Annotated in this window: 26 protein-coding genes; 7 read left to right on the top strand and 19 right to left on the bottom strand. The window is 43.0% G+C overall.

Annotation, left to right across the window (positions count from 1 at the left end; all coding sequences use genetic code 11):
• Positions 1-11: 11 nt before the first annotated feature.
• The 17 genes from rplN to GJV22_RS02895 form a co-directional block, all read right to left on the bottom strand.
• Positions 12-377 carry a 50S ribosomal protein L14 gene (gene rplN, locus GJV22_RS02815; protein ID WP_163708391.1) on the bottom strand — a complete coding sequence of 122 codons (366 nt, stop codon included), beginning with the start codon at positions 375-377 and terminating at the stop codon, positions 12-14.
• A gap of 2 nt (positions 378-379) precedes the next feature.
• Positions 380-637, bottom strand: a complete 258-nt coding sequence (gene rpsQ / locus GJV22_RS02820) for a 30S ribosomal protein S17 (RefSeq protein ID WP_163708394.1) — start codon at positions 635-637, stop codon at positions 380-382.
• Between the two features lie 12 nt (positions 638-649).
• The gene (gene rpmC, locus GJV22_RS02825) at positions 650-847 is read right to left on the bottom strand and encodes a 50S ribosomal protein L29 (protein WP_163708397.1); all 198 of its coding nucleotides are present in this window, start codon (positions 845-847) and stop codon (positions 650-652) included.
• A 3-nt stretch (positions 848-850) separates the two neighbouring features.
• Positions 851-1,285 carry a 50S ribosomal protein L16 gene (rplP, locus tag GJV22_RS02830; RefSeq protein WP_163708400.1) on the bottom strand — a complete coding sequence of 145 codons (435 nt, stop codon included), beginning with the start codon at positions 1,283-1,285 and terminating at the stop codon, positions 851-853.
• Positions 1,286-1,311: 26 nt separating this feature from the next.
• Entirely contained in the window at positions 1,312-2,034 is a 723-nt protein-coding gene (gene rpsC / locus GJV22_RS02835; RefSeq protein WP_163708403.1) for a 30S ribosomal protein S3, read from the bottom strand.
• 10 nt (positions 2,035-2,044) lie between these two features.
• The gene (rplV, locus tag GJV22_RS02840) at positions 2,045-2,458 is read right to left on the bottom strand and encodes a 50S ribosomal protein L22 (protein WP_163708408.1); all 414 of its coding nucleotides are present in this window, start codon (positions 2,456-2,458) and stop codon (positions 2,045-2,047) included.
• Positions 2,459-2,495: 37 nt separating this feature from the next.
• Complete coding sequence (gene rpsS / locus GJV22_RS02845) at positions 2,496-2,762, bottom strand: 30S ribosomal protein S19 (RefSeq protein ID WP_163708410.1); 267 nt, start codon at positions 2,760-2,762, stop codon at positions 2,496-2,498.
• A gap of 15 nt (positions 2,763-2,777) precedes the next feature.
• Positions 2,778-3,602, bottom strand: a complete 825-nt coding sequence (gene rplB, locus GJV22_RS02850; RefSeq protein ID WP_163708414.1) for a 50S ribosomal protein L2 — start codon at positions 3,600-3,602, stop codon at positions 2,778-2,780.
• 9 nt (positions 3,603-3,611) lie between these two features.
• Entirely contained in the window at positions 3,612-3,902 is a 291-nt protein-coding gene (gene rplW / locus GJV22_RS02855; RefSeq protein ID WP_163708416.1) for a 50S ribosomal protein L23, read from the bottom strand.
• Between the two features lie 11 nt (positions 3,903-3,913).
• Positions 3,914-4,543, bottom strand: coding sequence for a 50S ribosomal protein L4 (gene rplD / locus GJV22_RS02860; protein WP_163708420.1), 630 nt, complete (start codon positions 4,541-4,543; stop codon positions 3,914-3,916).
• Entirely contained in the window at positions 4,543-5,160 is a 618-nt protein-coding gene (gene rplC, locus GJV22_RS02865; RefSeq protein ID WP_163708422.1) for a 50S ribosomal protein L3, read from the bottom strand. The genes rplD and rplC overlap by 1 nt, the downstream gene beginning before the upstream one ends.
• Positions 5,161-5,181: 21 nt before the next feature.
• Positions 5,182-5,487, bottom strand: a complete 306-nt coding sequence (gene rpsJ / locus GJV22_RS02870; RefSeq protein ID WP_163708425.1) for a 30S ribosomal protein S10 — start codon at positions 5,485-5,487, stop codon at positions 5,182-5,184.
• A gap of 23 nt (positions 5,488-5,510) precedes the next feature.
• Entirely contained in the window at positions 5,511-7,619 is a 2,109-nt protein-coding gene (gene fusA, locus GJV22_RS02875; RefSeq protein WP_163708428.1) for an elongation factor G, read from the bottom strand.
• 31 nt (positions 7,620-7,650) lie between these two features.
• On the bottom strand, positions 7,651-8,127 hold the full coding sequence (gene rpsG, locus GJV22_RS02880) for a 30S ribosomal protein S7 (protein WP_163708433.1): 477 nt from the start codon (positions 8,125-8,127) through the stop codon (positions 7,651-7,653).
• Between the two features lie 109 nt (positions 8,128-8,236).
• Positions 8,237-8,617 carry a 30S ribosomal protein S12 gene (gene rpsL, locus GJV22_RS02885; protein ID WP_163708436.1) on the bottom strand — a complete coding sequence of 127 codons (381 nt, stop codon included), beginning with the start codon at positions 8,615-8,617 and terminating at the stop codon, positions 8,237-8,239.
• A gap of 201 nt (positions 8,618-8,818) precedes the next feature.
• Positions 8,819-10,126 (bottom strand): HlyD family secretion protein, encoded by a 1,308-nt coding sequence (locus tag GJV22_RS02890; protein ID WP_163708439.1) that lies wholly within the window; start codon positions 10,124-10,126, stop codon positions 8,819-8,821.
• Between the two features lie 3 nt (positions 10,127-10,129).
• Positions 10,130-12,319: a peptidase domain-containing ABC transporter gene (locus GJV22_RS02895; RefSeq protein ID WP_163708442.1), complete on the bottom strand. Its 2,190-nt coding sequence runs from the start codon at positions 12,317-12,319 to the stop codon at positions 10,130-10,132.
• 285 nt (positions 12,320-12,604) lie between these two features.
• Here GJV22_RS02895 and GJV22_RS02900 point away from each other — a divergent pair, with 285 nt between their 5' ends.
• On the top strand, positions 12,605-12,925 hold the full coding sequence (locus GJV22_RS02900; protein ID WP_163708444.1) for a hypothetical protein: 321 nt from the start codon (positions 12,605-12,607) through the stop codon (positions 12,923-12,925).
• 349 nt (positions 12,926-13,274) lie between these two features.
• On the opposite strand, the gene GJV22_RS02905 is transcribed toward GJV22_RS02900, so the two are convergent.
• Positions 13,275-14,294 (bottom strand): 2-hydroxyacid dehydrogenase, encoded by a 1,020-nt coding sequence (locus tag GJV22_RS02905; RefSeq protein WP_163708447.1) that lies wholly within the window; start codon positions 14,292-14,294, stop codon positions 13,275-13,277.
• 353 nt (positions 14,295-14,647) lie between these two features.
• Here GJV22_RS02905 and GJV22_RS02910 point away from each other — a divergent pair, with 353 nt between their 5' ends.
• Positions 14,648-16,804: an elongation factor G gene (locus GJV22_RS02910; RefSeq protein WP_163708449.1), complete on the top strand. Its 2,157-nt coding sequence runs from the start codon at positions 14,648-14,650 to the stop codon at positions 16,802-16,804.
• A 126-nt stretch (positions 16,805-16,930) separates the two neighbouring features.
• On the opposite strand, the gene GJV22_RS02915 is transcribed toward GJV22_RS02910, so the two are convergent.
• Positions 16,931-18,217 carry a T9SS type B sorting domain-containing protein gene (locus GJV22_RS02915; RefSeq protein ID WP_163708452.1) on the bottom strand — a complete coding sequence of 429 codons (1,287 nt, stop codon included), beginning with the start codon at positions 18,215-18,217 and terminating at the stop codon, positions 16,931-16,933.
• A 303-nt stretch (positions 18,218-18,520) separates the two neighbouring features.
• On the opposite strand from GJV22_RS02915, the gene GJV22_RS02920 reads away from it, so the two are divergent.
• The 5 genes from GJV22_RS02920 to GJV22_RS02940 all read left to right on the top strand — a co-directional run bounded on the left by GJV22_RS02920 (position 18,521) and on the right by GJV22_RS02940 (position 24,320).
• Entirely contained in the window at positions 18,521-20,842 is a 2,322-nt protein-coding gene (locus GJV22_RS02920; protein WP_163708455.1) for an ATP-dependent helicase, read from the top strand.
• 172 nt (positions 20,843-21,014) lie between these two features.
• Positions 21,015-21,626, top strand: a complete 612-nt coding sequence (locus tag GJV22_RS02925) for a DUF4290 domain-containing protein (RefSeq protein ID WP_163708458.1) — start codon at positions 21,015-21,017, stop codon at positions 21,624-21,626.
• A gap of 25 nt (positions 21,627-21,651) precedes the next feature.
• A complete protein-coding gene (gene murA / locus GJV22_RS02930) occupies positions 21,652-22,962 on the top strand; it encodes a UDP-N-acetylglucosamine 1-carboxyvinyltransferase (protein ID WP_163708461.1) in 1,311 nt (436 codons plus the stop codon).
• 117 nt (positions 22,963-23,079) lie between these two features.
• On the top strand, positions 23,080-23,604 hold the full coding sequence (locus tag GJV22_RS02935; RefSeq protein ID WP_163708464.1) for a TlpA family protein disulfide reductase: 525 nt from the start codon (positions 23,080-23,082) through the stop codon (positions 23,602-23,604).
• Between the two features lie 188 nt (positions 23,605-23,792).
• On the top strand, positions 23,793-24,320 hold the full coding sequence (locus GJV22_RS02940; protein ID WP_163708467.1) for a TlpA family protein disulfide reductase: 528 nt from the start codon (positions 23,793-23,795) through the stop codon (positions 24,318-24,320).
• The last annotated feature ends 149 nt before the right edge of the window (positions 24,321-24,469 follow it).

Here is a 24,469-nt window from a genome sequence, read left to right on the forward strand (position 1 = left end):
TCTTTTATGCATTAAAGTACTTCTGGTGCAAGTGAGATAATTTTCATGTTTTTATCACGAAGCTCCCTTGCAACAGGTCCGAAAATACGAGTACCGCGCATTTCGCCTGCGTTGTTCAACAACACAACAGCGTTGTCATCAAAACGAATATAAGATCCGTCCTGACGGCGGTTTTCTTTTTTCGTGCGAACAACAATGGCTTTTGACACAGTTCCTTTTTTCATATCACTACTCGGGATAGCACTTTTTACAGTGACTACCACGATATCGCCCAACGATGCGTAGCGCTTTCTTGTACCGCCTAAAACGCGAATACAAAGCACCTCTTTGGCACCGCTATTATCGGCTACTGAACATCTTGATTCCTGTTGTATCATGATTACTTAGCTCTTTCTAAAATTTCAACTAATCTCCAACGTTTGCTTTTGCTTAATGGACGAGTCTCCATTATTTTTACAGTATCGCCAACGTTGCTGTCTTGTTTTTCATCATGAGCATAAAACTTGGTCGTTTTATTAACGAATTTACCGTAGATCGGATGCTTTTCTTTCATCTTAACGGCTACAACAATGGTTTTCTCCATTTTATCGCTAACAACTACCCCGACACGCTCTTTTCTCAGATTTCTTGTTTCCATCAATTACACAAATTAATTTTGATTCAATTCCCTCTGACGTAATACCGTCTTAAGGCGTGCAATATTTCTCCGGGCAACTTGGATTTTCATTGGGTTATCCAGAGGTGATACAGCATGGTTCAAGTTCAGACGTACCAAGGTTTCAGTTTCAAGCTGGATTTTTTCCAGGATTTCCTTGTCAGTTAATTCTTTAATTTCTGAAGTCTTCATAATCTAGTCTTCTTTTTCAGTTTCAACAAAATCACGTCTTACTACGAACTTCGTTCTTACAGGTAGTTTTTGGGCTGCCAAACGAAGGGCTTCTTTGGCCATTTCGTATGGTACACCATCGGCCTCAATCAAAATGCGGCCTGGACTTACCGGAGCAACGAATGCTTCAGGAGCACCTTTACCTTTACCCATACGTACTTCCGCTGGCTTCTTGGTAATAGGTTTATCGGGGAAAATACGGATCCAAATCTGACCCTGACGTTGCATATAACGGGTTACCGCAACCCTCGCCGCTTCAATTTGGCGACCGGTAATCCAATGTTCATCCAACGTCTTTATTCCGAAAGATCCGAATGCTAATTGGGTTCCGCGCTGAGCGTTACCCTTCATCCGGCCTTTTTGGACTCTTCTAAATTTTGTTCTTTTCGGCTGTAACATCCTTTTTTAATTAAAAGGTTTTCGAATTATTTTCTTTTCTTTTTGAAACCGCCGCCTCTGTTTCCGCGTGGGTTTCCACCCGGTCCGTTGGATTTTTGTCCAAGGTTAGGAGACAAGTCGCGTTTACCGTAAACTTCGCCTTTACAAATCCAAACTTTAACACCTAACAAACCTGTTTTAGTTAAAGCTTCAGCTAAAGCGTAGTCGATATCGGCACGTAATGTGTGCAACGGTGTACGACCATCTTTATACATCTCAGAGCGTGCCATTTCAGCACCGTTTAAACGACCAGAAACCATAATTTTGATTCCTTGTGCTCCCATTCTCATTGTAGAGGCAACAGCCATCTTAACAGCACGACGGTAAGCGATCTTACCTTCAATCTGACGTGCAACATTGTTGGCAACGATACGGGCATCGAGTTCAGGACGTTTAATCTCAAAGATATTGATCTGAACTTCTTTGCTGGTGATCTTCTTAAGCTCTTCTTTCAGCTTATCAACTTCCTGACCACCTTTACCGATAATAATACCTGGGCGAGAGGTGTGAACAGTGATGGTAATAAGCTTAAGGGTACGCTCAATAATGATACGTGAAATACTTGCTTTAGCCAAACGGGCATTCAGGTATTCACGGATCTTAGTGTCTTCAACCAGCTTGTCACCATAATCGTTTCCACCGAACCAATTGGAATCCCATCCACGGATAATTCCCAAGCGATTTGCGATTGGATTAACTTTTTGTCCCATGTATTACTAATTATGCGTTTTCGTTTTCAATGTTTTTACTATCGAGGCAAAGTGTTACGTGGTTTGAACGCTTGCGGATACGGTGTGCCCGTCCTTGCGGAGCAGGACGAAGACGTTTTAATTGACGTCCTGAATCCACAGCGATAGTTTTCACGAATAATTGACTTTCCTCCAAACGAGTTCCTTCGTTTTTAGCCTGCCAGTTTGCAATAGCAGACATCAACAGTTTTTCAACTTTTCTGGAAGCTTCTTTAGACGAAAACTTCAGCACATCAAGAGCCCGGTTAACTTCCATTCCGCGCACCATGTCAGCAACAAGGCGCATTTTGCGGGGCGAAGTAGGGCAATCTTTCAATACTGCTACGTATTGCGTCTTTTTAGCCTCTTTAAGTTCGTTTGCTTTATTTCTTTTTCTAGCACCCATCGTAAATTCTTTTAATAGTTAATGCGAAACTCAGGATCTACCTTTTGTTTCCGGAATGTCCCCTGAATGTTCTTGTAGGTGCGAATTCGCCAAGTTTATGGCCAACCATGTTTTCAGTTACATAAACAGGAATAAACTTATTTCCGTTATGTACTGCAATTGTGTGCCCTACAAAGTCAGGAGAGATTACTGATGCTCTAGCCCAAGTCTTAATTACAGACTTTTTACTGGTTTCATTCATTGCCAAAACTTTTTTCTCAAGCTTGTAAGCAATAAAAGGGCCTTTTTTTAATGAACGACTCATATTCTTCTCCTTTTATTATTTCTTGCGTTTCTCTACAATATACTTACTGGAAGCTTTTTTCTTAGCGCGGGTTTTGTAACCTTTAGCTAACAAGCCTTTGCGTGAGCGTGGATGTCCACCTGAAGAACGGCCTTCACCACCACCCATTGGGTGATCAACAGGGTTCATTACCACACCACGAACACGAGGTCTGCGACCTAACCAACGTGAACGACCAGCTTTACCTGATCTTTCCAAGTTGTGTTCTGTGTTACCAACAGTACCAACGGTAGCTTTACAAGAAATAAGTACCATTCTGGATTCGCCGGAAGGTAGTTTTACGATAGCGTACTTTCCTTCTCTTGAGGTCAATTGTGCATAAGTTCCTGCACTACGTGCCATCACGCCCCCTTGTCCAGGGTGAAGCTCAATGTTGTGTACCAAAGTACCCAGAGGAATTTCGGCAAGTGGGAGGGAGTTTCCGATTTCAGGAGCAATTCCTTTACCGCTCAAAACAGTTTGCCCTGCTACCAAACCATTTGGAGCAAGCATGTAACGTTTTTCGCCATCGGCATAAACCAACAATGCAATACGAGCCGAACGGTTCGGGTCATACTGAATTGAATCAACACGTGCAGGGATACCGTCTTTCTCGCGTTTGAAATCGATCACACGATATCTCTTCTTGTGCCCACCACCTATATACCTCATTGTCATGCGTCCCTGGTTGTTACGACCACCAGACTTTTGCATGGGCTTCAACAATGATTTTTCAGGCGTTGATGCAGTAATCGTATCAAAGGCGCCAATGATTTTGTGCCGTTGACCCGGAGTAACTGGTTTTAATTTTCTTACTGCCATTTCTATTTATTATATATTACTATAAAAATCAATTGCTTCACCTTCAGTCAATGTTACAACTGCTTTCTTGAAAGCTGCTGTTTTGCCACTGATCACACCACCTTTTGTATAACGGCTTTTATTCTTTCCGCCATAAACCATGGTATTCACAGAAGCAACATTAACATTATATAGTGCTTCAACTGCTTTTTTAATTTGTAGCTTATTAGCATCTCTTTTGACGATAAAACCATAACGGTTCAAGCTTTCGCTCTGAGCCGTAATCTTTTCCGTCACGATGGGTTTAATTAAAACATTCATTTTTTATCCCCCTAAATCTTAAATTGTTCTTCAATCTTACCAACTGAACTTTCAACGAAAATTACTTTCGTTGCATTCATAATTTGATAAGTAGTTAATTCAGAAGCAATTACAACTGAAACACCCTCTAAATTTCTGGAGGACAAATATATGTTTTTATTTTCTTCCGGTAAAACGAAAATTAACTTTTTATCATTAATTTTCAGATTGTTGCTAATTGCTACAATCTCCTTTGTTTTTGGAGTTTCCAGAACAAAATCTTCCAGAACCAGAATGTTGCTTCCTTGTGCTTTGTAAGTCAATGCTGATTTACGAGCTAAAGCTTTAACTTTCTTATTCAATTTAAAGTCGTAGTTACGGGGACGTGGACCGAATACACGACCACCACCGCGGAACAGAGGAGACTTGATGCTACCCGCACGGGCACCACCTGTACCTTTTTGTTTTTTAATCTTCTTGGTACTTCCGACAATCTCTGCGCGTTCTTTTGACTTGTGAGTCCCTTGACGTTGTGCTGCCAAAAACTGTTTTACATCCAGGTAAATAGCATGGTCATTGGGCTCAACACCGAAGATCTGGTCGTTCAGCACAACCGCTCTTCCGGTTTCTTTTCCGGCTGTATTTAATACTTGTACTTCCATTACTGATAAATAATTACGGTTGAACCTTTTACACCTGGAACAGAACCTTTAACGATTAAAAGGTTAGACTCAGGAACTACTTTCAATACTTTCAGGTTTTGAACGGTTTTGTTAGCACCACCAGTACGTCCTGCCATACGCATACCTTTAAATACACGTGAAGGGTAAGAGGATGCACCTAATGAACCAGGAGCTCTTAAACGGTTATGCTGACCGTGTGTAGCATCACCTACACCGCGGAAGTTGTAACGTTTAACAACACCTTGAAAACCTTTACCTTTTGTAACACCTGTGATGTCAACCCAGCTTTCTGCGTTAATTACATCAACAGTAATGGTATCGCCGAGCTTATACTCGCCTTCAAAATCACGAAACTCGACTACGTCACGTTTTGGTTCAGTACCGGCTTTTTGAAAGTGACCGAACTCAGCTTTGCTGGTGTTCTTTTCTTTCTTATCACCGAAACCTACTTGAACGGCTTCGTAACCATCGGTTTCTACCGTCTTCACTTGTGTAATAACACAAGGGCCGGCTTCAATCACAGTGCATGGAATATTTTTTCCCTCAACACTGAATACGGAAGTCATTCCGATTTTTTTACCGATTAATCCTGTCATTTTTTTACTTTTTACAGGTTATCAAACTTTAATTTCTACTTCAACGCCGCTTGGTAATTCCAATTTCATCAAGGCGTCAATGGTTTTTGCTGTAGAGCTGTAAATGTCAATCAAACGTTTGTATGAAGACAACTGAAATTGCTCACGTGATTTTTTGTTCACGAAAGTTGAACGCAATACTGTGAAAACACGGTTGTGAGTTGGGAGCGGAATAGGTCCGCTCACAACAGCACCAGTAGTTTTTACAGTCTTAACGATCTTTTCAGCCGACTTGTCCACCAAGTTGTGATCATACGATTTCAGCTTAATTCTGATCTTTTGACTCATAATGAGATGAATAAAAAATTATTTTATAATAATTCTGTTTTACCTTTCAATTCTTCCAGTACGTTAATTGCCAACTGACGTGGCACTTCTTCGTAATGTGAGAACTCCATAGATGAAGTTGCACGACCGGAAGACAATGTTCTCAACGTGGTTACATAACCGAAGATTTCAGAAAGAGGCACATTTGCTTTAATGATACGAGCACCTGATTTCTCTAACATACCACCTACGGTACCACGACGACGGTTCAAGTCACCGATGATGTCACCCATGTATTCTTCAGGAGTAACGATTTCGGCTTTCATAATTGGCTCAAGCAATTTAGGTCCGGCTTTTGAAGCTGCACTTTTGAATGCCTGACGAGCACAAATTTCGAACGACAACTGATCCGAGTCAACTGCGTGGAATGAACCATCAAGCAATTCAACTTTTAAGCTGTCCAATGAGAAACCAGCCAAAGGACCGTTTACCATTGCACTTTCGAAACCTTTTTGAACCGATGGAATGAACTCGCGAGGAATACGTCCACCTTTAACGCTATCGATGAATGTCAAGCCTTCTTTACCTTCGTCAGCAGGGCTAACTTTCACGATAATATCGGCGAACTTACCACGACCACCAGATTGTTTTTTGAATACTTCGCGTAATTCAACTTCATGGCTGATTGCTTCTTTGTAAGCAACCTGTGGTTTACCTTGGTTACATTCAACTTTAAATTCGCGCTTCAAACGGTCAATAATGATTTCCAGGTGAAGCTCACCCATACCACGAATAACTGTTTGACCGGAATCTTCATCAGTATGAACTTTGAATGTTGGATCTTCTTCAGCCAATTTGGCCAAACCAAGACCTAACTTGTCCATATCTTTTTGAGTTTTTGGCTCTACTGCAATACCGATTACGGGCTCAGGGAATGTCATCGATTCCAATGCAACAGGGTGATTCAAATCAGACAATGTATCACCTGTACGGATATCTTTGAAACCTACAGCCGCACAAATATCGCCAGCTTCGATCATATCTTTCGGGTTTTGCTTGTTCGAGTGCATTTGGAACAAACGAGAGATACGTTCTTTTTTACCTGTACGAGAGTTATAAACAGAGTCACCTGCGTTCAAAACACCTGAATAGATGCGGATGAAGCACAAACGACCTACGTAAGGGTCAGTAGCAATCTTGAATGCCAAACCTGCCAATGGCTCGTTTACATCAGGATGGCGAATAACTTCTTCTCCAGTATCGATGTCGGTACCTTTGATTTCACCATTATCCAATGGGCTAGGCAAGAATTCACAAACAGCATCCAACAAACGTTGAACACCTTTATTTTTAAATGCAGAACCACACATCATCGGAACAATCAATCCTTCGATAGTCGCCTTGCGGATAACCGGAATTAAATCATCAGCTGTGATTGAATCCGGATCTTCGAAGAAACGCTCCATCAATGCATCATCCAACACGGCAATTTCTTCAACCAAATGGGCACGATATTCTGCAGCTTGTTCAGCTAACTCTTCAGGAATAGGTGTTACCTCAAAGGTTGAACCCATGTCACCCTGATCGGTATAGATAACAGCGCAATTTTCAATCAGGTCGATAAGACCCTTGAAGTTCTCTTCAGCTCCGATTGGAATTTGAACAGGAACAGGGTTAGCACCCAATTTATCTTTTACTTGCGAAACAACATCAAAGAAATCAGCTCCCGAGCGGTCCATTTTATTAACGAATCCAATACGAGGAACACCGTATTTCTCAGCTTGACGCCATACGGTTTCAGACTGAGCTTCTACACCACCTACTGCACAAAACAAAGCAACAGAACCATCCAACACACGCAATGAACGCTCTACCTCTACAGTAAAGTCAACGTGTCCCGGAGTATCGATGATGTTAATTTGGTGTTGCACATCTTTATACTTCCAGAAAGTAGTGGTAGCAGCAGAGGTAATGGTAATACCACGCTCTTGCTCTTGCTCCATCCAGTCCATGGTAGCAGCACCATCATGTACTTCACCGATGCGGTGAGTCAGACCTGTGTAATACAGAACCCGCTCAGTCGTTGTTGTTTTACCGGCATCAATGTGAGCCATGATACCGATATTTCTTACATATTTTAGATCTCTAGCCATGATTACTATTCTAATCCTGATTTATATTGTATTAAAACCTGAAGTGAGCAAATGCACGGTTCGCTTCGGCCATACGGTGGGTTTCTTCTTTCTTCTTATAAGCACCACCTTCTTCGTTGTATGCAGCTTGAATTTCAGCAGCCAATTTATCAGCCATTGATTTGCCCGAGCGCTTACGTGCAAATAAAATCAAGTTTTTAATTGAGATTGAAACTTTACGTTCCACGCGGATTTCCATTGGAACCTGGAAAGTTGCACCACCTACACGGCGGCTTTTTACTTCGACAGCCGGAGTTACATTCTCCAGCGCTTTTTTCCACACATCAAGTGGAGCGACTTCATCTGATTTCAGACGACTGGCAACGATGTCCAATGCATCGTAGAAAATACCGTAAGCGATAGATTTCTTACCATCTACCATCAAGTCGTTTACAAATCTTGTAACAAGAATGTCGTTAAATTTTGGATCCGGAAGAGTAATCCTCTTCTTCGGTTTTGATTTTCTCATTGTACTCTTTTCTTTTAGTGTTATTTCAATTGGTTGTGACTAATTGAGCTTCAGTTCACCCCACCTCTGAGGGATCATTTACTCAACCAAACCACTAAAAACTCAATTATTATTTCGCTGCTTTAGGTCTTTTAGCACCATACTTTGACCGTCTTTGTGTGCGGTTTGCAACACCGGCAGTATCTAAAGCACCGCGAATTAAGTGATAACGTACCCCTGGCAAGTCTTTAACACGACCACCACGTACTAACACAATTGAGTGTTCCTGAAGGTTATGACCTTCACCCGGAATGTAAGCATTCACTTCTTTTCCGTTGGTTAACCGTACACGAGCTACTTTACGCATAGCCGAGTTTGGTTTTTTAGGAGTTGTAGTATACACACGTACACATACGCCCCTTCTCTGCGGACAAGAGTCTAATGCAGGAGACTTGCTTTTCTCTACTTTAGATTGTCTCCCCTTTCTAACTAACTGCTGAATCGTTGGCATACAACTATTTAATTTATAATTAAGTTTCTATAAAACGGTTTGCAAAGGTACTGATTTATCGGCAAATACAAATACAAACCCATTCGCTTTTGGATAGAACCCTCCAAAAACGGTTGGCAAAAGTACTAATTTTCAGCAAAGAACAATAGCTTTTCTTGCTGTTTTTTAGTTATTTTTCAAAAAATTAAGTTGGGAATCAGGCTAATCCAAAACTTTGGACTTTAAAAGCGATTTTATCGGGTTGAAGAACCGCTGAATCAACCGAAGGTCTTCGGTGACAATTTCAGCATCCCCTTTCATCTCCTGACTAAACACGAGCGGAATATTATAATTGGTTTCCAGGTTCTGCGGAAGTTCTATTTCGGCAATATAATTATCGTTTGACGGGACTAATGAAATTGATTTCACAGTGCCCTTCACCATTCCATACTCCATATACGGGAAATTATCAAACCGAATATTGACACGCTGTCCCGGTTTTACTTTCCCGGCACCGCGCAAAGGCAAACTTACCCGGCCTATAATTTTACTTTCGTGAAACGGCACAACTGTAAACACAACTTCATCGGATTTCACCTGCTGGTTTTTGCTCCAATAATTAGTGAAGGTCACTTTGCCATCGATGGGTGTTTCGAGCACAAAGGCTTTAAACCAATACTCCAGGCGACTTTTCAATATATTATACGACTCGATGATCTCGGTCTGCATTTTCTGCTTTTGATCCTCATATTCCTTCTGAGCAGTAATTACATCCTGTTCCAACTCAATGATATCTTTTTGCGTTTCTGCCAAATCAGTTCGCAGCCCGTTGAAGGTAAACTTCTTCTGCAACATGGTCGATTCCGATGTCTTGAAATCAACGAGCGAAAGTACGTCTTTGACGTAAAGAGCCGAGTCGCGCTGGAACTGCTCTAACGTAATCCGGTATTCATTCTCCAAAATCTGCCGCTGGCTCCACAGTCGATCATAATAGATACGCTGCATATGAACCTGCTCCTCCAATGACTTCACCTTTTGCGGATAAAAACCCAGCCGAATAAAGCTCATATAATTGTTATATAAGCGCAGGAAGGAAGAATAATCCGACTGAATATCACCCAAACGATAATCGGGCGTTAACTCCTTACTATATATTGTATCGAATGAAATCAGGAAACGATCGACAGCAGAGAGATTGTCTTTCAACTGCAGCACATCGTCATAGCTCGCAGCATTCTCCAAAATGGCAATTACATCGCCCCGCTCGACCGTATCATTATCATCAACCAATAAATGATCGATGCGAGCCGTTGTTCGTGCTACAATATGCGCCGGAGGATTCTCGGTATAGACAGTAATCCGGGCACTGATAATATCGGGATAATGGAACAGCCAGCTACCAAAGAGCAACAGTGCCAGGAAAATCAACAACGAGGTCTGTCCGCTTCGCAGTAACCACGAAGGAGATTTCCCGATGATCTCCTGAACTTCATCGCTACGATAAATTATTTGCTCGTCACGTTGTGGCATTTATTAACTCCCCAGTTCCAATTGGTTCTTCACTAAATTATAATAAGCTCCGCGTTTAGCGGTTAATTCGTCATGATTTCCAAGTTCAACAATCACCCCTTGATCAAGGACAACAATCTGATCGGCATTTTTGACCGTACTCAGGCGGTGCGCAACTACAATAACAGTCTTGCCCTCGTAAACCCGATTCAGATTTTCCATGATCACCTTCTCGTTATTCGCATCGAGCGCATTGGTTGCTTCATCGAAAAACAGGTATTCCGGATTCTTATATATAACCCGGGCAATCAGTATTCGTTGTTTTTGCCCCTGGCTCAAGCCATGTCCATCCTGTCCTATTTTGGTGGCGAATCCCAACGGCAATCTTTCAATCATATCCATCAGGTTGGCTGTCTTCGCGGCAAAGATTAAACGTTCTTTATCCAGCCTTTCTACACCAACGGCAATATTCGATGTAATCGTATCTGAAAAGATAAAACCATCCTGCATGACCGCCCCAACCTTGGTACGCCACCATTGCTGCGAGAAATTCTGCAGGTCGGTCTCTCCCACCCGAATCTTCCCGCTTGCCGGAGGATAAAATCCAAGCAACATTTTCACCAGGGTCGTTTTCCCGCTTCCGCTGGTTCCAACGATCGCTGTAATTTTCTTTTCCGGGATGTCCAGTTTAATGTTATCTAAAACCTTTGGCGAATGAGGTCCTTCGTACTGAAAAACCAGGTTTTCGATGTGCAACGATTTGTCGACCGGCATGCTATTCAGCAAAGGCTTGCCTTTTTCTTCTTCCTCGTTCTGGTTATGAATTTCGCCCAAACGCTCCAAACTAATTTTAGCTTCCTGCGCCAGGTGCATAAAATTAATCAGTTCGTTCAGCGGACTGTTCATCTGTCCAATAATGAATTGCACAGCCAACATCATCCCCAGAGTCATATCGCCATTCAACACAGCCATGGCTGCAACGACGGTAATTAATATATTTTTGGTCTGGTTAACGAATACGGACCCTGCCTGTTGATATTGGTCAATAGACAGATTTTGTACATTCACCCGAAACAGGCGGGCCTGAATTCGTTCCCACTCCCAGCGTTTTTGCTTTTCGAAATTATTCAGTTTGATTTCCTGCATGCCGGTGATCAACTGGATGAGCATGCTTTGGTTATCCGAAAGTTGCGAGAACTTCTTATAGTCAAGTTGACGGCGGCGTTTCATAAACAGCCAAACCCAGAAAATATAGATCACTGATCCGAGTACAAAAATCAGCAAAATCGTCCAACTGTAAATCGCCAATACAATGGCAAAGACCGACAAGCTAACGACCGAAAACAACACGCCCAGCGTCTGGGTTGTCAGGAAGCGCTCAATCCGCCGGTGGTCCTGAATACGCTGCATCAGGTCGCCAATCATTTTGGTATCGAAGAAGCCGATGGGCAACTTCATCAACTTGATTAAGAAATCGGATATAATGGAAATATTGATTCGCGTGGAAATATGCAAAAGAATCCACGAGCGAATAAATTCAATCGACGTTTGTGCAATGAACAAAACTAACTGGGCAATCAGCACCAGGTAAATAAAACTGATGTCCTGGTTGTTGATTCCGACATCGACCAGACTTTGAGTCAGAAACGGAAAAATCAACAGAATAATACTTCCGGCAATAAAGCTGATTACCAACTGCGCCATCAGGCGCCGGTGCGGACGCAGGTAACGAAACAGGAACCGAAATCCGCCATGATCGCTTTTTTCATCCTCGCGCTCGTAAAACTCAGGTGTTGGTTGAAGCAACAGGCAAATCCCCTTGCCAACGCCATCTTTCGACGTGGCCAGCCAATGCTTCTTAAATTCTTCGGCACTGTATTTCACCAACCCAAAAGCAGGATCGGCCACATAGAACTGCCCCTTCTTCACCTGGTACAACACCACGAAGTGATTCTGATCCCAATGCACCACGCAGGGCTTCGGAACATCTTTTACCAGTTGTTCAAAGGTGACTTTTGTCCCCATGCTGCGCATGCCAATCGCTTCGGCAGCATCGCTGATGCCCAGCAACGAAACACCTTCCCGCGAAATATGAGATTGTTCCCGAAGATAGTCAAGCGGTATGCTCTTCCCATAGAATTTAGCAATCATCCGCAGGCAAGTTGGCCCACAGTCCATTGCATCGGGTTGTTTAAAATGTGGAAAACGAGGCATACACGCAGAGTTAATGACTTAAATATAGGGTGAAATGAGTCCGGCTCAACCACGTTGCTCAATAACTTATTCACAACCGACCGTTAATAGCCGGGCAGTCCGGACAATGGACAGCAACGCGGAGCAGCACAAAATAACCTTCAATGAAGAGCCAAAATGCTGACTAACATATTGACATAATCTAATACAAGCCCTAACTTGTATCAGATATTCAACCTGTCACCCTGTTTACTGCCTATTCGAAACACCGTTTCAGGTCATTTTTCAAACCAAATTTCAACAAAAATGACATCATTAACTGAATCTCGGAAGCGTGATTTTATCAAACAATTGCTGTTGCTCATCGCCAATCAAAGTGCTGCTTTAACCGCTGCCGGCCTCGACCCGACCACCCGTACCACACTGCTGCAAGGCAAATACGATACGGCAACCGCTGCCGAAGCCCAGCAAAAAGAAGCGCAGGCACAGGCAAAAACCGCCACCGAAACTTCGCAGCTGGCCTTAAAAGAAGCGTACACCGAAGCTTCGTCGATGGTTGCCCTGCTAACCGGTACACTGGGAAAAGATCACCCGCTGGTCGAAGAAATCCGGAAAATGCGCAACTAAAGCCATTCAAAAAACAAGGGGAGCCGCATGCTCCTCTTGTTTTTTGCCTTCCTATCCTTCGATATTATTCCAATCCCTTAGGATATATCTATCGTATCCAGGGATATCATCGATATATCCTAAGACATCGTAATAAAAGCCTTGGTCAGCAGGCCTATATCCGGGATATCGAAGCCCTGTCATAGGATATATCTATCATATCTGAAGATATCATCAACATATCCTTCGCTATTTCTTTCATATCGAAGGATAAAATCAAGCTATCCTCAAAAAACAAAACGTTCCCGGGATCTGGTTTCTCCGAAAAAGCGTTCAGCCAACCGGCAGCCCGCCGGATAACATGCCTGGTTTATTCTGAAAAAACCACCTCATTCACCAACTTCTTCCCATCGAAAAAATCCTGAATATTACCCAGCGTAACACCCGCAATGTTCATGAGTGCCTCGCGGGTAAAGAAGGCCTGGTGCGAGGTAATGATCACATTGTTGAAGGTAAGCAAACGAGCCAGGGTGTCATCGAACAGGACCCGATCGGACAAGTCTTCGAAGAAAAATTCACTTTCTTCCTCGTACACATCCAAGCCGGCCGAACCGACCTTCCCCGACTTCAGGCCGACAATCAAATCGGTCGTCCGGATTAATTTACCGCGCCCCGTGTTGATGATCATCACGCCCTTTTTCATCATACCGATGGCATCTTTATCAATCAACCATTTGGTCTCGCGCGTTAGCGGGCAGTTCAGCGAAATCACATCCGACTGCTGCATCAGCGAGTCCAGATCGACATAAGAATACCCAACTTCCTTGGCATGCTTTTCATCCGGATAAGGATCGTAAGCGAGCACCTTCATGTCGAAGCCGCGTAAAATCCGCACCAACGCCTTCCCTATTTTACCGGTTCCGATCACGCCGGCAGTTTTGCCCTGCATGGTGAAGCCCATCAAGCCATTCAATGTAAAATTGGCATCCCGTGTCCGGAAGTAGGCCCGGTGAATTTTGCGGTTCAAGGTCATCATCAGGGCGACCGTGTGCTCAGCAATGGCATTGGGCGAGTAGGCTGGAACACGGACAATCTGAATTTTGCCTTTGGCGTATTTCAAATCCACATTGTTGAAACCCGAGCAACGCAAGGCAACCAGCTTCACGCCGAAACCCGCCAACTGATCGATCACATCGGACGAAATAATATCGTTCACAAACACCACAACAACATCGGCATCTTTGGCCAAAATGCAATTATCGGGCGTAATGTGGTACTGGAAATATTTGATTTGATAACCGTAGTCGTCATTCAACTGGTTGAATACTTCGCGGTCGTAAGGTTTGGTATCGAAAAAAGCGATTAGCGGCTTTGATTTTGCTTCTGCCATATTTAAATAGATTAAGGGAACTGTTTTGATCTATGAAAACACCTTTCCATCTTTAATGTTCGGGCAAAAAGTTCAAGCTTTCAAAACAAGTGACCAATCCATCAGAAATACCCCAACAACCAGTGCCTACAGGACATCTATGCGAATCGCCATCACCTTCGGAGCCAGTCTCCCTATTTACTGAAACAAATTATTTTATCCAATAATTCCACCGATTTTCAAAAACATTTCAATAACATATTTCCAGCTTATACAAGCGGCTATTCGTTAAGAAATTATTACTAAATTTGAAAGCATCCGACAAAACAAACCACTTTTAAACGATTTTTTCTAACCAATAAAATCACAGAATTATGAAAGTATATCAGACCAATGAAATCCGGAACATTGCTTTAATCGGCAATTCCGGCAGTGGGAAGACCACCCTCGCAGAAGCCATACTGCTGGAGGGTGGAGTAATCAACCGCCGGGGCGAAGTCACAGCCAAGAACACGGTTTCCGACTACCAGCCCATTGAGCAGGACTATGGTAACTCTGTATTTTCAACGGTACTTCACACGGAATACAACGATAAAAAAATCAACCTGATTGATACTCCGGGAATGGACGACTTCAGGGGATCCGTTGTTTCGGCGCTTCACGTAGTGGGCAGCGCACTGATTGTGATCAACACACCACACGGCATTGAATCAGGAACAGAATCAGCCTACCGAATCACAGAAGATGCACACAAACCCGCCATTTTCCTGTTCAACCACCTCGATCACGAAAATGCCAATTACGACCAAACTTTAGAACAAGCCAAAACACTCTACGGAAATAAAGTAACACCGATACAATACCCGGTAAATGCAGGTCCGGGCTTTAACACCATCATCGATGTATTGAAAATGAAACAATACAAATACCCGATCGATGGCGGAAAACCTGAGATTACCGATATCCCCGATTCTGAAAAAGAAAAAGCAGACGCCCTTCATAACGAACTGGTCGAAATGGCCGCTGAAAATGACGAAGGTCTGATGGAATTATACTTCGACAAAGGCACACTTTCCGAAGATGAAATGCGCCAGGGAATCAAACTGGGCATGATCGAACGGTCACTTTTCCCGGTTTTCTGCTCTGGAGCAAAACACGACATCGGAGTTAGCCGCCTAATGGAATTCATCACCAACATTACGCCATCTCCGGCTGAAGCTGTTGAAATCCCCGAACTTAACGGAAAGCATCCGAAAGTGGATCCATCAGCACCAACATCGTTGTTTGTGTTCAAAACAACCATCGAGCAACACGTCGGCGAAATCACCTTCTTTAAAGTGATGAGTGGTACTGTAAAAGAAGGACAAGACCTCACAAACTCGAACTCTGGAAATAAAGAACGTATTTCACAAATCTATGTCAACGCCGGCAAAAACAGAACGAAAGTTTCTGAGATGATCGCCGGAGACATCGGCTCAACTGTCAAACTGAAAGAAACGAAAGTCAATCATACACTCAGCGAAAAAGAAGCAGCTTACAATTTCAAACCAATTGAATTCCCGACTTCCCGCCACACGATAGCACTTTATGCAATCAATGAGGCTGACGAAGAAAAGGTTGGCGAAATGTTCCAAAAACTGCACGACGAAGACCCGACCTACCTTGTGGAATACTCCAAGGAATTGAAGCAAATGTTGGTACACTGCCAAGGGGAGTATCACCTGAACGCTCTAAAGTGGTTCTATAGCAACATTTTCAAAATCGACATTGATTTTAAAGCACCCAAAATACCTTACCGCGAAACCATCACCAAGTCAGCACAGGCAGACTACCGCCATAAAAAGCAATCGGGTGGAGCAGGCCAATTCGGCGAAGTGCATCTGGTTATAGAACCCTATACTGAAGGCTCTGAACCACGCACGACTTTCAAAATGAACGACAAAGACCAAAAAATGTCTGTTCGGGATACGCAAGAGGTTAAACTACCGTGGGGTGGAAAGTTAATCTACCACAACTGTATTGTTGGTGGAGCAATTGATACCCGCTTTTTACCTGCCATTCTGAAAGGTATCATGGAAAAGATGGAGGAAGGACCATTAACCGGCTCCTACGCCCGCGACATCCGCGTTTATGTTTACGACGGTAAAATGCACCCTGTCGACAGCAATGAGATCTCGTTCAAATTAGCGGGAAGAAATGCCTTCTCAAGGGCGTTTAAAGAAGCTGGCCCTAAAATTCTGGAACCGATCTACAACCTGGAAGTTGTTGTTCCGAGCGAACGCATGGGAGATGTCATGAGTGATCTGCAAGGGCGTCGTGCACTGATCATGGGCATGGGAAGCGAAAAAGGCTATGAAAAAATCGAAGCCAAAGTACCTTTGAAAGAAATGTTTAAGTACATAACAACCCTTAGCTCTCTGACTCAGGGAAGAGGTCGCTTTAGCATTGCTTTCGATGGATACGAAAAAGTTCCTCAGGAAGTACAGGAAGAACTGCTGCACAGTTATGAAGCAGAACTTGTAGAAGATTAAATTAGTTTATCTCTGACACATAGCACACTAAGCTGAAAGAGCCCGGAATAATCCGGGCTCTTCTTATTATCTGGAAATAATGTTAGATTTTCACTTAAACTATTTCTGAGACGAAACTCACGCGAGCTACTTTTCACGAAACAGATGGAAAAACCCCTGCTTCTTTCTCTTCTGATCATCCCGCCCCCGACCTTCAACAACATAGTAATAAACTCCGGGACTGGCATACCGACCACTAATTTTACCATCCCAACCGAGATCATCTCCCGAACTGTCGTAATTACCAAGATTACTCCGACTAATGGCAAACACTTGCTTCCCCCACCGATTAAAAATCTTGATGTCAATACTTTTCATCGAGGAATATTTAATGATGAATTTATCATTAACGCCACTGCTTCCTTTAGGTGTAAAGAAATTCGGGGCGTCGATAAACGATGAATCAGCAATGATGTAGTAATCTAAATAAACGGTATCCCGGCAAACAGTCTCCGATGAGTTCTTCGTCGCAACCATCTTTACCATATATTTCCCGGAATTCTCATAAGTATACACGGGGCTTTGATCGATGGATGTATCCATGATACTGTCAGACACGAAACCTTGCGAAGCTCCTTCCACATCTATTTCGTTTTTATCTCGAAAATAGAACCATTCATAACTATCTGCATTAACCGACTGATTCGAAAAGGACACAGTTAAAGGTGCATCAGCATTGGCACTTTGGTAGTCGGTTACAAAAGCCGCTTGTGGCACTACCGATTCATAATAAACCTCCGTTTCCCCAGAACACCCGAATTGGTCATAAACTGTCATTTTGTATGTGCTATTCACCGAGGGTGGGTAATAGATGCGCGGACTCAACAGACTACTTTGCAATACAGAGCCAACCTCCCACCTCACCTGCACTGTATTCGCAACTTGCATGGACAACCCGTTCGACAGATCAGTATAAGTCAAATCAGCCTGAGTGAACGCGCCGGTCAATTGGAAATACTCACAGGTTGACTCCGTAATCGAAGCGCTTGCCGTGTACCAACCATTAAAAACCCAGGCTGTGTAAACCTCCGTAACTCCTGAAGCAACCACATTCACCCGGTAACAGCCATCCTGCAAATTACTAATCGCTGAATTGATTGAATTTGAATTGTCAGATTGGAAAGCTTCGAAGGAACCAGTAATTGTATTATACTTCAACCATTCAAAGCTTGCGGGAGCAGCAGTTGAAAATTGCGCACGCAACTCCCCCACAGGAAACCCCTGATCGCTGCAGAAAATATAGATATTATCCTGCGGACCGCTGGCATAAGCCGTAGTTGTTTGACCATCAGAAATGGCTGATATTTGCGCCTGCAAACGACCGGCGACAAGAAGTAATGTGAAGCAAAGGAAGGTAGAAAACAAGCGTTTCATTTTCAAAGGAATCAGTTTTATTAGTGAAACTTACAAGTATAACGCATAAAGTTCATTTATCTTTTACGAGGACTCATATTTATTTTATTTCAGGAAAAGACAGTTAACAAGCCTGTTATAAGGATTATTTTGGTTTTTTGTTGAAAACTATCAGGCTGCCAAACAATGAATCCCGGAAATAGGTTTTACTTTTGACCTCTAACTGGAAGCATCCAGTTCTCAGGAAAGAAAATCAATTAGAAAATTAGTTCGAGCCGGAATACCGATGACACAAAATTCCGGTATAGATTTGGAGTCAATTGCATGGATTATTTGGATGGATTAAATGAAGCGCAGCGGAAAGCTGTTGAAAATACCGACGGACCTTCGCTCGTAATTGCAGGAGCAGGTTCCGGAAAAACCCGCGTACTCACTTTCAGAATTGCTCACTTGCTGCAGCAAGGCGTGAAACCCGGCAGCATATTGTCGCTGACATTTACCAACAAAGCTGCCCGCGAAATGAAGGAACGTATTGGAACAGTAGTTGGCCAATCGGCCGCACGTTCGCTTTGGATGGGAACTTTCCACTCCATCTTTGCCCGAATTCTCCGAACAGAAGCCGAAGCAATCGGATTCCCTTCCAACTTTACAATTTACGATTCTGCAGATTCCAAAAGCTTGCTTAAAACGATTATTAAAAGCATGCAACTGGATGACAAGACTTATAAAACCAATGTGGTTGCCAGTCGGATTTCAGCGGCGAAAAACAGCTTAATCACTCCTCCGGCCTACCAGCAAAATGGTCAGATCATGGAATACGACATGAGCATCCGCATGCCCCGAATTGCTGAAATCTATAAAGAGTATGAGAAACGGTGCAGACTTGCGGGGGCCATGGATTTTGACGACCTCTTGCTAAAAACGAACATTCTGTTTCGGGACCATAAAGATGTTTTGGCGAAGTACCAGCAACGGTTCGACTACATCATGGTTGATGAGTACCAGGATACCAACTTCGCACAATACCTGATCGTGAAAAATCTGGCTGCCACACATCACAACCTTTGTGTAGTTGGCGACGATGCACAAAGTATTTATTCGTTTCGGGGCGCCCGAATTGAAAACATCCTGAATTTCCAGAAAGATTACCCCAAACATCAGATATTCAAACTCGAACAAAACTACCGTTCAACCCAAACGATTGTTAATGCTGCAAACAGTATTATAGCCAAGAACAAACGGCAAATCCCAAAAAATGTCTTTTCGGAAAAGACTCATGGAAACAAAATCAAGGTATTTTCAGCGTTAACAGATAACGAAGAAGGCTATTTGATTGCAAACGAAATCAGTGAGACACACATGCGTAACCATTACCTCTATCAGGATTACGCCATTTTATACCGGACCAACGCCCAATCGCGTATTTTTGAGGAAGCTTTGCGCAAACGCAACATTCCTTATAAAATTTACGGAGGCCTTTCGTTTTACCAACGCAAAGAAATTAAAGACTTGTTGTCCTATTTCCGCATTATCATCAATCCGCAGGACAACGAGGCCCTAAAACGAGTAATCAATTATCCCGTTCGTGGGATTGGCGCAACAACAATCACTAAGTTAGAACAAGCTGCCTTGTCGCAAGGCTGTTCAATTTTTGAAATTGTGAAAAAAAGCTCGCTGGAAAATGCCGCCGGTTTAAACAAAGGAACATTAACCAAGCTCTCACAATTTACCGGAATAGTCGCTCAGTTTGAAGAAAAAGCAAAGTCAGCAGATGCCTATGAGCTCGCAGGATTCATTGCGACCCAAACCGGCATCATGAAAGACCTTTACCGCGACCAAACTCCGGAAGGACTCAGCCGCTTTGAAAACATTCAGGAATTATTGAACGGGATTCAGGAATTTACCATAAATGCCCGCGAAGAAGGCCAGCCAAACGCGCTCGAAAATTACATGGAAGATGTCGCCTTGCTGACTGATCAGGATAGTGAAAAAGATGAAGACCGCGACAAAGTGACCATGATGACCGTTCACTCATCAAAAGGGTTGGAATTTAAAAACGTCTTCATTGTTGGTGTCGAGGAAAACCTCTTCCCCTCTGCTCCTATGGGAGGTGGAAATCCAAGTATTGAGTCATTCGAAGAGGAGCGCCGCCTGTTCTATGTAGCCTTGACCCGTGCTGAGGAAAATGCCTACTTAAGTTTTGCCAAGCAGCGCTACCGTTGGGGAAAACTGGATTTTTGTAACCCAAGTCGCTTCATTACTGAAGTCGATCCGAAGTACCTCGACCTTCCCCAGGATAACTACGAACGTGAACCACAAGTAGCCGGAGGATATGCCGGATTTAGAAAACCACAACCGGAAGAGCCGCAAGCACCTATTGGAAGACAAACAGCTTCAAACCCGCAAGCGATGAATCAAAAACTTGTGCAACTTCGCCAGGCTAAAAAACAAAATCAAACCTTTGACGGGGACGACCCACGAGATATCCAAAGCGGAATGACTGTTGAGCACCAACGTTTTGGACCAGGGAAAGTACAACAGATTGAAGGTGTCTTCCCAAATCTGAAAGCGACGGTTTTCTTTCAAAATGCAGGGCAAAAGCAGCTGCTTTTAAAATTTGCCAAGTTGCGTATTGTTCGCTCTTAGAAAATTAGTGAGCCTATTGTCGCCCATAAGTTTTTAATTTAAAAGATTTGGCAGAACAATTATTTCGATTAGATTTGCATATAAGAATCACCTTCACAACTGATTATCAAGAATATTACCCAATTAGCTCTAGCTTAAGTTGATTTCAGTTTTATTTAAGAACACTTTTTACATGGATTACAATTCAAATCGTAAGAAAATGCCCTTACCGGAGTATGGGCGCAATCTTCAAAATATGGTCGATCATATTATGACCATCGAAGATTGGGATGAAAGAAACCGAGCGGCTCGTACCGTGATCGATATTATGGGCAATATGTACCCTTACCTTCGCGACATAAACGACTTCAAACATAAACTTTGGGATCACCTGGCCATCATGGCCGATTTCCAATTAGAAATTGATTACCCTTACGATCCGCCACGTCGTGAAACCTTTAACGAACCGCCCCAACGCATTCCTTACAGTACAGGAAGAATTAAGCTGCGTCATTACGGTAAAATTCTGCAATCGTTGGTCGATAAAGCAAGTCATTACGAATCGGGCGAAGAAAAGGAATTTCTAATCAAGCTACTGGCAAATCACATGAAGAAAAGCTATTTGGCTTGGAACAAAGATGCGGTAGATGATGAAAAAATTTATGACGATCTTGAGATTCTTTCCAAAGGAGATATCAAGCGTTCTGATCTTGGTTTGACTGAAACTAAAGAAATTCTTTTCCGCAACCGGAAGAAGACGACCAATCAGAATCCTCGCAGCAACCAAAAGAAACATCGTAAATAAACACGATTAATTTACTACTCCGGAGATGGCAACATTTCAAATTGAAGGGGGCAAAAAATTAAAAGGGACACTTGAACCGCAGGGCGCCAAAAATGAAGCCTTGCAGGTTATTTGTGCGACCTTACTCAGCCCCGAAAAAATTACAATAAGCAATATTCCCGAAATCAGGGACGTGTTAAAACTCATCGAATTACTTGCAGAGTTAGGTGTAAAAACAGAGCGGCAAGCGAAAGGCGTTTACACCTTCCAAGCCGATGATATAGATTTGGCCTACCTCCAATCGGAGCGTTTTGCAAAGCAAGCAATCAGCTTACGTGGCTCAATCATGATTGTCGGCCCGTTGCTGGCTCGTTATGGCGAAGCCTATATTCCCCAACCAGGAGGCGATAAAATCGGCCGGCGACGATTGGACACCCACTTTGTCGGTCTGCAAAAATTAGGTGCTGAATTTAAATACGATGCCGACAAACACTTTTTCAGTGTAAAATCGCCCAAATTAACCGGGCAGTACATGCTGTTGGACGAAGCTTCAGTAACAGGTACAGCCAATATTCTGATGGCTGCCGTCTTGGCCGAAGGAAAAACGACGATTTACAATGCAGCTTGCGAGCCATATCTTCAGCAACTTTCCCGAATGCTGGTTAGCATGGGCGCAATGATTACCGGAATCGGCTCTAACCTGCTACAAATAGAAGGTGTGACCAGCCTCAGGGGATGTGAGCATCGCATTCTTCCCGACATGATCGAAGTCGGTAGTTTCATCGGCTTAGCTGCCATGACTGGTTCCGAGATCACCATTCCGAACGCCGGAGTCGAACATTTGGGCATCATTCCCGATTCATTCAAACGCCTGGGAATAAAACTTGAAATTCAAGGTGACAACATTTACATTCCTGCACAGGAAGAATACGAAATAGAAACGTTTATTGACGGTTCAATTATGACCATTGCCGATGCCCCCTGGCCGGGATTGACCCCCGACTTATTGAGTATTTTTCTGGTGGTTGCTACCCAAGCAAAAGGAAGCGTCCTGATCCATCAAAAAATGTTCGAAAGCCGCTTGTTTTTTGTCGATAAACTGATTGACATGGGAGCACAGATTATTTTGTGCGATCCACACCGGGCAACGGTTATCGGCTTAAACAAAAAAGTTCAGCTACGAGGTACCACCATGACCTCTCCCGACATCCGTGCCGGGGTCTCGTTACTTATAGCTGCTTTATCGGCCCAAGGTGAAAGTAAAATTTCAAATATTGAACAAATTGACCGTGGATATGAGCAGATCGATATGCGTTTAAACGCTATTGGTGCATCTATTTTGCGAAATGAGTCGTAATGGGAACTTTGTTAATAGTTCTAAACAAGCATGTTTGATTAAATCCTTTTGGTGTTATATTTGTTGAAGAAGCTAATAAGAATTTATAATAAGAACATAATTAGAAGCAACGAAGTTATGAAGCAGAAAATGATAATCGCAGTTCTTTTCGCAGTTGGATTTATGGCTCCGAAACTGTCAGATGCACAAGCGAAAATTGGTACAAACATCGGTGATAAAGCTCCCGAAATAGCTGAAAAAACAGTCGATGGAAAAGAACTCAAATTGTCATCACTAAAAGGACAAATGGTTCTAATTGACTTTTGGGCATCATGGTGCGGACCTTGTCGCCGGGAAAACCCAACAGTAATAACCGCATACAAAAATTACAAAGACGAGAAGTTTAAAAACGGCAAAGGATTTACTGTTTACAGCGTATCGCTCGATAAATCGAAGGAAGCTTGGGAAAAAGCCATTACCGATGACTACCTGGTTTGGAATAACCATGTCAGCGATTTGAATGGTTGGGCCTCAAAATATGCGACCGTTTATGGTGTACGAAGCATACCGGCCAACTTCCTTATTGATGGGGACGGAGTGATTGTTGCCAAGAACCTCCGGGGGCCGGCTCTCGAATCGGCACTAAAAGGCTTCGTAAAATAATTGCTAAAAACGCAATAAATCAGCAAGGTGGTACATCGTACTGCCTTTCTTTTTTTTCAAATTCAAGGATCGATACTTATCGTAGAAGAAAACTTTCACTGACGATCAACTCTAGGAAGAACTAAAGTTCGCTTCAAAGTTGAATTCGAATGAGCAAAAACAATACATGAACACAGCAGTATATCGTTATGAAGAAAAAAATAATCCTTTCCGCGGTTGGCTTAGCTATCGTCACTTTTTTAGGAGCAGCAATATGGTACTTAAACCGTGTACACCTAAACATAGGAGACAAAGCACCGGAAATTACGGAACAGACAATTGATGGAAAAGATATAAAATTATCATCATTAAAAGGTAAAATGGTTCTGGTCGATTTTTGGGCGTCGTGGTGTGGCCCCTGCCGCCGCGAGAACCCGACCGTTGTTGCTGCCTACAACACCTTCAAAAATCAAAAATTCAAGAACGCCAGTGGTTTTACCGTTTACAGCGTTTCACTTGATAATTCGAAGGAGCGCTGGGCCAAAGCAATCAATCAAGACTCTCTTATTTGGGAAAACCATGTGAGCGAACTAAACGGTTTTGATTCAAAATCTGCCGGGACATTCGGCGTAAGATCTATACCAGCCAACTTCCTCATTGATGGCGACGGAGTCATTGTTGCTAAGAACCTCCGGGGGCCAGCTCTCGAATCGGCACTAAAGCGCTTCGTAAAATAATTGCTAAAAACTCAATAAATCAGCAAGGTGGTACTTCGTACTGCCTTTCTTTTTTTAATTTTGTCAGCTTTCAAGCAAAAATTAATGTCAAATTGTCCCAAAAACTAACTGGCAGCATTTTTGTGATTTGTCAGTCTGTTAAATAAAAA

The sequence above is a fragment of the Mangrovibacterium lignilyticum genome, from assembly GCF_010882175.1.
Taxonomy (GTDB): domain Bacteria; phylum Bacteroidota; class Bacteroidia; order Bacteroidales; family Prolixibacteraceae; genus Mangrovibacterium; species Mangrovibacterium lignilyticum.

Coding starts and splice junctions, on each gene's coding strand:
- fusA (WP_163708428.1), bottom strand. CDS start 7,619: ATGGCTAGAGATCTAAAATATGTAAGAAATATCGGTATCATGGCTCAC.
- rplD (WP_163708420.1), bottom strand. CDS start 4,543: ATGGAAGTACAAGTATTAAATACAGCCGGAAAAGAAACCGGAAGAGCG.
- GJV22_RS02895 (WP_163708442.1), bottom strand. CDS start 12,319: ATGCCTCGTTTTCCACATTTTAAACAACCCGATGCAATGGACTGTGGG.
- GJV22_RS02900 (WP_163708444.1), top strand. CDS start 12,605: ATGACATCATTAACTGAATCTCGGAAGCGTGATTTTATCAAACAATTG.
- rplC (WP_163708422.1), bottom strand. CDS start 5,160: ATGACAGGATTAATCGGTAAAAAAATCGGAATGACTTCCGTATTCAGT.
- rpsS (WP_163708410.1), bottom strand. CDS start 2,762: ATGAGTCGTTCATTAAAAAAAGGCCCTTTTATTGCTTACAAGCTTGAG.
- GJV22_RS02935 (WP_163708464.1), top strand. CDS start 23,080: ATGAAGCAGAAAATGATAATCGCAGTTCTTTTCGCAGTTGGATTTATG.
- GJV22_RS02905 (WP_163708447.1), bottom strand. CDS start 14,294: ATGGCAGAAGCAAAATCAAAGCCGCTAATCGCTTTTTTCGATACCAAA.
- GJV22_RS02940 (WP_163708467.1), top strand. CDS start 23,793: ATGAAGAAAAAAATAATCCTTTCCGCGGTTGGCTTAGCTATCGTCACT.
- rpsG (WP_163708433.1), bottom strand. CDS start 8,127: ATGAGAAAATCAAAACCGAAGAAGAGGATTACTCTTCCGGATCCAAAA.
- rpmC (WP_163708397.1), bottom strand. CDS start 847: ATGAAGACTTCAGAAATTAAAGAATTAACTGACAAGGAAATCCTGGAA.
- rplV (WP_163708408.1), bottom strand. CDS start 2,458: ATGGGTGCTAGAAAAAGAAATAAAGCAAACGAACTTAAAGAGGCTAAA.
- rpsC (WP_163708403.1), bottom strand. CDS start 2,034: ATGGGACAAAAAGTTAATCCAATCGCAAATCGCTTGGGAATTATCCGT.
- murA (WP_163708461.1), top strand. CDS start 21,652: ATGGCAACATTTCAAATTGAAGGGGGCAAAAAATTAAAAGGGACACTT.
- GJV22_RS02925 (WP_163708458.1), top strand. CDS start 21,015: ATGGATTACAATTCAAATCGTAAGAAAATGCCCTTACCGGAGTATGGG.
- GJV22_RS02890 (WP_163708439.1), bottom strand. CDS start 10,126: ATGCCACAACGTGACGAGCAAATAATTTATCGTAGCGATGAAGTTCAG.
- GJV22_RS02910 (WP_163708449.1), top strand. CDS start 14,648: ATGAAAGTATATCAGACCAATGAAATCCGGAACATTGCTTTAATCGGC.
- rplN (WP_163708391.1), bottom strand. CDS start 377: ATGATACAACAGGAATCAAGATGTTCAGTAGCCGATAATAGCGGTGCC.
- GJV22_RS02915 (WP_163708452.1), bottom strand. CDS start 18,217: ATGAAACGCTTGTTTTCTACCTTCCTTTGCTTCACATTACTTCTTGTC.
- rpsQ (WP_163708394.1), bottom strand. CDS start 637: ATGGAAACAAGAAATCTGAGAAAAGAGCGTGTCGGGGTAGTTGTTAGC.
- rpsL (WP_163708436.1), bottom strand. CDS start 8,617: ATGCCAACGATTCAGCAGTTAGTTAGAAAGGGGAGACAATCTAAAGTA.
- rpsJ (WP_163708425.1), bottom strand. CDS start 5,487: ATGAGTCAAAAGATCAGAATTAAGCTGAAATCGTATGATCACAACTTG.
- GJV22_RS02920 (WP_163708455.1), top strand. CDS start 18,521: ATGGATTATTTGGATGGATTAAATGAAGCGCAGCGGAAAGCTGTTGAA.
- rplP (WP_163708400.1), bottom strand. CDS start 1,285: ATGTTACAGCCGAAAAGAACAAAATTTAGAAGAGTCCAAAAAGGCCGG.
- rplB (WP_163708414.1), bottom strand. CDS start 3,602: ATGGCAGTAAGAAAATTAAAACCAGTTACTCCGGGTCAACGGCACAAA.
- rplW (WP_163708416.1), bottom strand. CDS start 3,902: ATGAATGTTTTAATTAAACCCATCGTGACGGAAAAGATTACGGCTCAG.